Raw genomic sequence first — 7,471 nt, forward strand, 5'->3', positions numbered from 1 at the left:
TTCCACCCCGCTCTAAAGAGACGGGGCTATCAATCTCCCGCTCTTTTCTCGTATTCAGTTATCAGTTATCGGCTAGAAATGAAACCTTTAATTTTGGGCGTAAGTGGGGCGAGTGGTTTAATTTATGCGGTTCGCGCTCTGAAATATTTGTTAGAAGCGGACTATACGGTCGATCTGGTGGCTTCTAAGGCGAGCTTTATGGTGTGGCTGGCCGAGAAAAATGTGCGAATGCCGCCCGAGCCGGAAGAACAAGCACAATTTTGGCGCGATCGCGCTGGGGTGGCCAAAGCGGGAACATTGCGCTGTCATCGTTGGAATGATGTCGGAGCAACGATCGCATCGGGTTCTTTTCGGACTCTGGGAGCGATCGTCATGCCCTGTAGCATGAGTACCGTCGCGAAAATTGCCCACGGATTGAGTTCTGACCTGCTCGAGCGCATGGCTGACGTACAATTAAAAGAAGGACGGAAATTAATCCTCGTCCCCCGAGAAACGCCATTAAGTTTGATTCACTTGCGAAATTTAACTGCTCTTGCCGAAGCCGGAGCGCGGATCGTCCCCGCAATTCCCGCTTGGTATCACAACCCCCAAACCATTGAGGATCTAGTGGATTTTGTCATCGCTCGCGCCCTCGACCAATTCGATATTGACTGTATTCCCCTACAACGATGGCAAGGCGGAACAAGCAAAACTGATAACTGATGTACGGACGTTGCATGCAACGTCCCTACTGATAACTGATAACTGATAACTGATAACTGAAAAGATGCGTGCAACGTGGATGGTACTGCTGGCGATCGCGATCGGGCTGATTCTGCTTCAGAATTGGTCGCCTTCTCTATCGTTAATTCTTTTTGGCAGCGAGACTCTCAGCCTCCCACTAGCGGTTTGGTTGGGGTTGGGGGTTGTTGCCGGAATGGGTACCAGTCTAGTAGTACAATTGCTCAATTATCTTCCCTTTGCCTCACCGCGAGAAACCAATCCTGAAGTTGCCCCACGCTATCGCGAGACCGTCAGAAAAAAGCGTCGCACTCGCCCTCCGGGTAAATCCGATTGGGAAATTTCCCCTTCTGCCGACTGGAATCCCCTTCCTGAAGATGATGGCGGCTGGGCAATTGATGAACCCCCGGCCGCCGCCACTATTCCTCAAACCGATGCTCCTCAAAGCGATCTTCGCAAAAATGCTCGCACGACTCGCAGAAACCCTCCTCCCCAAGCTCGTCCCCCTCAAGGCGTTGGCATCCCTTCAACCCCAGAAAACCCTTCAGAGTCCCCCAATCTCAAAAAACCGACTGGGAATCCTTCTCAATCTAAAGATGGCATCTATGACGCGAATTATCGAGTTATTAACCCCCCCAATGCTGAAGATAGCGAACCCTCACCGAAAAATGAAGAAAAATGGGATTTTTAAATGGTTATGGGTTATGGGTTATGGGTTATGGGTTATGGGTTGTTGGTCATTTCCGATTCACGGCACATTAGCGGCGGAATGGGGAGAAATTCAAGAACGAGGTAAGTTAATCGTTGGAGTTAAAGATAATCTTCGTCCCTTGGGATTTTGGGATGAAAGGGGCAATTTGCAAGGCTTAGAAATTGATATTGCGCGAAAATTAGCGGAAGAATTACTCGGCGATCGCGATGCGGTAATTTTACAACCCGTCACAAATACAGAACGATTAAACATGGCTATTTCGGGAGAAGTAGACCTAACGATCGCGCGAGTCGGCGCAACCCCATCGCGATCGCGCTTAGTGAACTTCAGTCGTTACTATTATCTCGACAGTACGAGCTTTGTCACTCGCGATCCCCACATCCGCAGCCGCATCGATCTCAAGTTTCGTAAAGTTGCTGTTTTAGAGGGTTCGAGTACCATTGCCATCGTCCGTTATGCCCTGCCTGAAGTCCAATTGGTCGGCGTTGAATCTTATCAAGAAGCCTTAATGCTCTTGGAAACGGGAGAAGCGATTGCTTTTGCCGGCGATCGCAGTGTATTAACAGGTTGGGTGCAAGAATATCCTCAATATCGCCTGATGAGCGATCGTTTGGGGGGAACACCTTTAGCGATCGCGATCCCAAAAGGATTGCAGCATGGAGAATTGTATCTGCAAGTGAATGAAGCGATCGCCAAATGGCAAGACTCGGGATGGTTGCAAAGACGAATTGACTATTGGGGTTTGGGAAATTTCCCCGAACCCGAGGAAAATTGACGATAAGATGGCACAATTGGTTATTTGACTCCGTTCGCGTAGCGTGTCCGGAGGACGTAACAACAAACAACAACATTATGAAAGAACAACTCCCCATCATTTATATTTCTTTTTTGCTGATTATATTGGCAGGAACAGCAATCTTTTTATTTCAACAAATTTTTCAGAGTCGTCGCCTTGAAAACGCATTCTCAAAGCTACAAAAAACAATCAAAGCCGGAAATGGAACATCGAAAGACTATTATGAGCTAGGCAGTCTCTATTTAAAGAAAAAGTTATACGTTCAAGCGGCTCAAGTTTTGCAAAAAGGTTTAAAATTAGCCAATAAAGAAGAAATCGAACCGGAAAATATCGCTTTGATTTATAACGCGATTGGGTTTTCTTATTTGTCTCGCGAGCAATATGACTTGGCGATTCGCAACTATAAAGAGGCGCTGAAACTTTATCCCGAGTATGCGATCGCCAATAATAACCTTGCGAATATCTACGAAAAGAAAACAATGGACGCAAAAGCCTTAGAAACCTATCAGAAAACTCTCAAATACGATCCAGAGAATAAAATTGCCAAGCGCCGAGTAGAATCATTGCAGAAACGCTTTGTTTCACCTTCATAGTAGACAGATATATTAACACAAAAATGAGGTAAAAATCTGAAACAAAGTAAGTTTATGAAATCATCAATCAATTCAGAGCAAAATTCAAAAGATAAGCTCACTTTGACAGTCAAATATACAAGCAGAAATGTTGCGATCGCAAAAATTATTCTTATTGCAACGCTCAGTATATTATTCGGTCTATACTTTGTGAAACAATCTCAAGAGGAATATCAGCGAGGTCAAGAAATAACTCAAGCAGAATATTTAGAAGGTTTTGAACAATATAAAGCCGATCTTTTAAGTTCTCGAACTTATGTCAATAATTATCCTTTTGCTGCTTTCATCTTCTTCATTGTAATTGGTTTTATCTTTGGCTCTTATGAACTCATTTCTTTATTCATTGGCTTGGCGATCGGTAAGATAATTCCCAAGGATATTAGAAAGGAAAAAGAAAACAATAACTAAATGACTTTGCAAAAGAATGAATCGGCTTTATTGAGAAGAAAAATGAACTTGAATTACATAATTTCTTTGAGATGAGAGAGATCGACAGAGCCAAAATGAATACTAAAAGCAATGTGCATATTTTCCATCGATTTCACTAACCAAGGTACTCCTTCTTCTGTGGACGCTTCGTAATGATTGAACAAAATCGAAAAGCGTTTTTCGAGATGAGGCTTGACTTGATTGCAGAGAAGTGTAATTTTGAGGAGTAAAATTACCGTTGGCGTTGCTCCCAAATTCGTGATCAAATCGACAAAAATATAATGATCGGGACGTTGGGGACTTTCGACCACTAAAAAATTTAATAAGTGACTGGAAGTTCGCAGTAATAGCGTATTATTTGGCTTTTGTAAATCGTAACGAGAGAGGGTATTTTTGAGGCGATCGTAGAGCTTTTCATTAAACTTTTGATTGCCATATCGCGGATCTACCGAAGCCGTAAGATATTCGTAGAGATCGTCCTTGAAATTGCGATAGGAAGAGGCTTGCAGGCTGTGGGTGAGAAAGTTTTTTGCCAGATCGCGATGGGTGCGATCGCCTTGAATGCGTCCGGAAAATTGGCGCACCGCCGCCCCGAGTTCTCGACTGCTTAATAAGGTGGGATTTTTGACGGGTTGAATAATGCGATCGCTTTTTAATTCCCGTGCCTTGCGAACTTGATAGGTGACATAGTGGGAAAGATCGAATTCAAATTGCTGTTGCAGGCGATCGCGAATTTGCCGCACGGTTTGTTGGTGTTCGTAACTGCTATCCTGACTGAGCAAGCAATGTTCGTGCAGGTACGGATAGCGGTTGATCAAAGTGCCGACAAGATTGCCCGTGCCGTTGCGATCGTGCAGGGGACGCAGTTTACCGCGATCTTCAATAGTATTGCCAATCACTCGCGCCAGCCGTTGTAAGGTCAAAAACTGCTCGGTTTCGCGAAAATCTCTGACCAATTGACGCAGGCGACGCGCTCCCCGAGCGTGTACCGTCCCGACAGGAGGGATAAAGCGAAAAACTTCTACTAACTCAATAATAGCCCAACGGTTTTGGGGTTGAGTTTGCCAGCGATTAATAAGAATGTGACAACAGCGATTGAGCAGAAAATTAAAGTTTTCGTCGGCGGTTTTTTCGCTGGCGATCGCTTCGAGAGAAATCCGCACATCAATCGGATCGTAATTTCGTCCCCCGATAAACAAACGTCGAAAGCGCTCGATCGTATCTTCGGGAGTTTCCATCTGTACGCAGTAAAGGAGATGATCGTACAGACATTGTTCTTCTTGGCGAGTTTGTCTGAGATAAGAGTTAGTCAAGGTTGGCACGGGTTTCAGCCCTCCAATCATTTTAAAATTAGGGCTGTTGACATTTCACTAAGGGATAAATGAGAGCGATCGAGATCGAGGGATAGATGCACGGATAAGCTGGACTGAAAAAGATGGTATTCCTGATGAATGCCCTCTACTCTATAGTTTTATGATACCTTGCCCGCTTTTTATGCGCTTTCGTCAAATTCACGGAAACTTCATGGAACTTTAAGAGAATTGACTTGACATTTCCCTACTTCTCGCTCTAGAGTTTGGCACGCATTCCCTCAGTCTCTCGGATCGCCTTTTTGCTGTTTTCTGCTTTGCTATGCCTTTTACTGTTTCTCTTTCCCAATTACCGGAAATTCTCGGAATTTCTCAGACGTTATCTCCGCTTCCTTCCTCGACGATACTCACGGGAATTAATACAGATACCCGCACCCTGCAACCCGGAGAGGTATTTCTAGCATTGCAAGGGGAGACGTTTGACGGTCATCATTTCTTAGAAGCAGCCGCAAACAAAGGCGCAAAAGCTCTGATTCTGGCCCAACCTCCGGCGATCGCGCTCCCTGAAACGATTCCTCAATTTTTGGTTCAAGATACATTGCAGGCTTATCAAAGGATTGGCAATTGGTGGCGCGATCGATTTGAAATTCCTATCATTGGGATTACGGGATCTGTGGGAAAAACCACGACAAAGGAACTCATTGCAGCAGTATTAACCACCCAAGGAAAGGTTCTCAAAACTCAGAAGAATTACAACAATGAAATTGGCGTGCCGAAAACTCTTTTGGAATTGTCAGAGAATGACGATTATGCCGCGATCGAGATGGCAATGCGAGGTTTGGGACAAATTGCTGAATTAACGGAAATTGCTCGTCCGACGGTGGGGGTGATTACCAATGTGGGGACCGCACATATCGGTTTATTGGGGTCTCGGACAGCGATCGCTCGAGCAAAATGCGAGTTATTGGCAACAATGCCGGATAATAGCATGGCAATTTTAAACGCAGATAACGAACTTTTGCTGAAAACGGCGGCGGAAGTTTGGCGAGGAGAAACAATCACTTATGGTTTGGAAAAGGGAGATTTGCGGGGCGAATTGCGCGATCGCCAAACGTTGCGAGTAGAAGGAAAAGATTTTCCTTTGCCTCTTTTGGGCAATCATAACGCCTCCAATTATTTAGCCGCATTAGCAGTCGCAAAAGTCCTCGATATCGACTGGCAGCCACTTTTATCGGGGGTCTCTGTAGAACTTCCTAAAGGTCGCGCCCAACGTTACGATCTTGAGGGAAATATCACGCTTTTAGATGAGACTTATAATGCGGGTTTTGAGTCGATGGTAGCGGCTTTGCGTTTATTAAAAGAAACGCCCGCTCAACGTCATATTGCTGTGTTGGGGACGATGAAAGAGTTAGGCGAAAAATCGTCAGAATTGCATCAAAAAGTCGGAGAAGTTGCTAAAGAGTTACAGTTAGATCGCGTGATAATTTTAGCCGACGATCGCCAAGTTGAAGCGATCGCGATCGGTTCTAAAGGTATCTCGACGGTTTGCATTAAAACTCACGATGAGGTCGTTGCAGAATTGAAAAAAATTGTACAACCCGGCGATTGCCTGCTCTTTAAAGCCTCAAATTCTGTGGGATTAAGCCGTGTTGTCGAACAATTTAAAATGAAATAGGAGAGTTTGAAACGAAAATAAAAGCATATATCTCTGTTTTGTATCTTGAGCTAGAGAGACTATGTAAGGTATAATCTAGATATATTCCGAGAATATCTTATCTTCTAAATTATGAAAGATGGTTCTATTAGACTATTTGTCGAGACAGCAAAGGACGTTCAAATTGTGCTGTGGCTACTTGAAGCTGCAAAATATCCACAGGACAAAATAAAAATTCAAACAATTAAAGGAGTCGGAAAACTTAAAACTTTTTTACAAAGTTTACCTAGAGAATTAGAAAATAGTTGTGCAGTTTTAAGAAACTGTAAAGCTCAGAGTGTTCCTGATGCAGTTAGGAGTATGAAAGAGAATTTAGGTCAACCTTCTGTCAAAGTTTTTTGTGCGATTCCTGAAATAGAAGCATGGTTATTTGCAGACGAAATCACCGCTCGAGAAAACGTAAAAACACAATTTGGTAGAGAAGTTATTCCTACCTTACCATTACCAGAGGAAATCAAAGAACCTGCAATTTATGCAGAATCTGCGTTTGGGAAATTCCTCAAAACAAGTAATCATTGGAATTTTTTACATCATATTAATATTGAACGAGCATCAGGTAGATCTCCTTCATTAAGGTATTTTTTAGAAGGTATTAACACAATGCTTGCTGTACAACCAACCTCAGAATTACACAGTGTTTCTCGTAATATCAGCCGTGATGTATTTTCTGGACTAATTAGTGAAATTATTCCTAGCGAGTCAATAATATGGAAAACAGCAGACGGTGAGATGTTTACTGCATTTCAACTTCGTCATGAAATTGAGAAAGGAACGGAAATCGGTCAGCAATATGCTTCAGATGTTCTCCGAGTAGCACGAGATTTTCTTAAAAGAAAAGCGAATTAAAAAAGTAAAAATGATTCTATTTGTCCCTGGATACGATCCATCAACTCGATCTAATTTAAAAATCGCAAAATCACTTAATACATATAAGTGTATTCTGTTATTTGAAGAAAAAGCAACAAGAGAAAAACTTATAGCAGTATTAAAGATTTCTGAACGCCCTTTATTTGTCATGTCTCATGGAATTTCTCATGCTTTTAAATCTCAACCAGTTTCATTAGAATCGAAAAATCGAAAAGATATTCAAAAATCAAATGAAGATAATATAGCAATTCCCTAATTCATGAGGTACAGTAGCAGCAATGAGTGTACCAA

Annotated in this window: 9 protein-coding genes; 8 read left to right on the forward strand and 1 reads right to left on the reverse strand. The window is 43.0% G+C overall.

The annotated features are described in order from the left end of the window. Nucleotides 1–78: 78 nt before the first annotated feature. The 5 genes from AC6RV6_RS29650 to AC6RV6_RS29670 all read left to right on the forward strand — a co-directional run bounded on the left by AC6RV6_RS29650 (nt 79) and on the right by AC6RV6_RS29670 (nt 3,268). Nucleotides 79–702, forward strand: a complete 624-nt coding sequence (locus AC6RV6_RS29650; protein WP_500244484.1) for a flavin prenyltransferase UbiX — start codon at nt 79–81, stop codon at nt 700–702. A 64-nt stretch (nt 703–766) separates the two neighbouring features. After that, nucleotides 767–1,411: a hypothetical protein gene (locus AC6RV6_RS29655; protein WP_500244476.1), complete on the forward strand. Its 645-nt coding sequence runs from the start codon at nt 767–769 to the stop codon at nt 1,409–1,411. Next, a complete protein-coding gene (locus AC6RV6_RS29660; RefSeq protein WP_500244477.1) occupies nt 1,389–2,207 on the forward strand; it encodes a transporter substrate-binding domain-containing protein in 819 nt (272 codons plus the stop codon). The genes AC6RV6_RS29655 and AC6RV6_RS29660 overlap by 23 nt, the downstream gene beginning before the upstream one ends. 77 nt (nt 2,208–2,284) lie before the next feature. Next, on the forward strand, nt 2,285–2,821 hold the full coding sequence (locus AC6RV6_RS29665; RefSeq protein WP_500244478.1) for a tetratricopeptide repeat protein: 537 nt from the start codon (nt 2,285–2,287) through the stop codon (nt 2,819–2,821). A 54-nt stretch (nt 2,822–2,875) separates the two neighbouring features. Then, a complete protein-coding gene (locus AC6RV6_RS29670; protein ID WP_500244479.1) occupies nt 2,876–3,268 on the forward strand; it encodes a hypothetical protein in 393 nt (130 codons plus the stop codon). A 53-nt stretch (nt 3,269–3,321) separates the two neighbouring features. Here the strand turns inward: AC6RV6_RS29670 and AC6RV6_RS29675 are convergent, their stop codons facing one another. Further along, nucleotides 3,322–4,611: a Sll1247 family protein gene (locus AC6RV6_RS29675; protein ID WP_500244480.1), complete on the reverse strand. Its 1,290-nt coding sequence runs from the start codon at nt 4,609–4,611 to the stop codon at nt 3,322–3,324. Between the two features lie 310 nt (nt 4,612–4,921). Between AC6RV6_RS29675 and AC6RV6_RS29680 the strand changes: the two genes are divergently transcribed. From AC6RV6_RS29680 to AC6RV6_RS29690, 3 genes are all read left to right on the forward strand, one after another. After that, complete coding sequence (locus tag AC6RV6_RS29680) at nt 4,922–6,274, forward strand: UDP-N-acetylmuramoyl-tripeptide--D-alanyl-D-alanine ligase (RefSeq protein ID WP_500244481.1); 1,353 nt, start codon at nt 4,922–4,924, stop codon at nt 6,272–6,274. Between the two features lie 111 nt (nt 6,275–6,385). Next, complete coding sequence (locus AC6RV6_RS29685) at nt 6,386–7,159, forward strand: DUF4276 family protein (RefSeq protein ID WP_500244482.1); 774 nt, start codon at nt 6,386–6,388, stop codon at nt 7,157–7,159. Nucleotides 7,160–7,169: 10 nt separating this feature from the next. After that, entirely contained in the window at nt 7,170–7,436 is a 267-nt protein-coding gene (locus tag AC6RV6_RS29690) for a hypothetical protein (RefSeq protein ID WP_500244483.1), read from the forward strand. Nucleotides 7,437–7,471 lie beyond the last annotated feature (35 nt).

This window comes from Spirulina sp. LEGE 11439 (assembly GCF_059821285.1).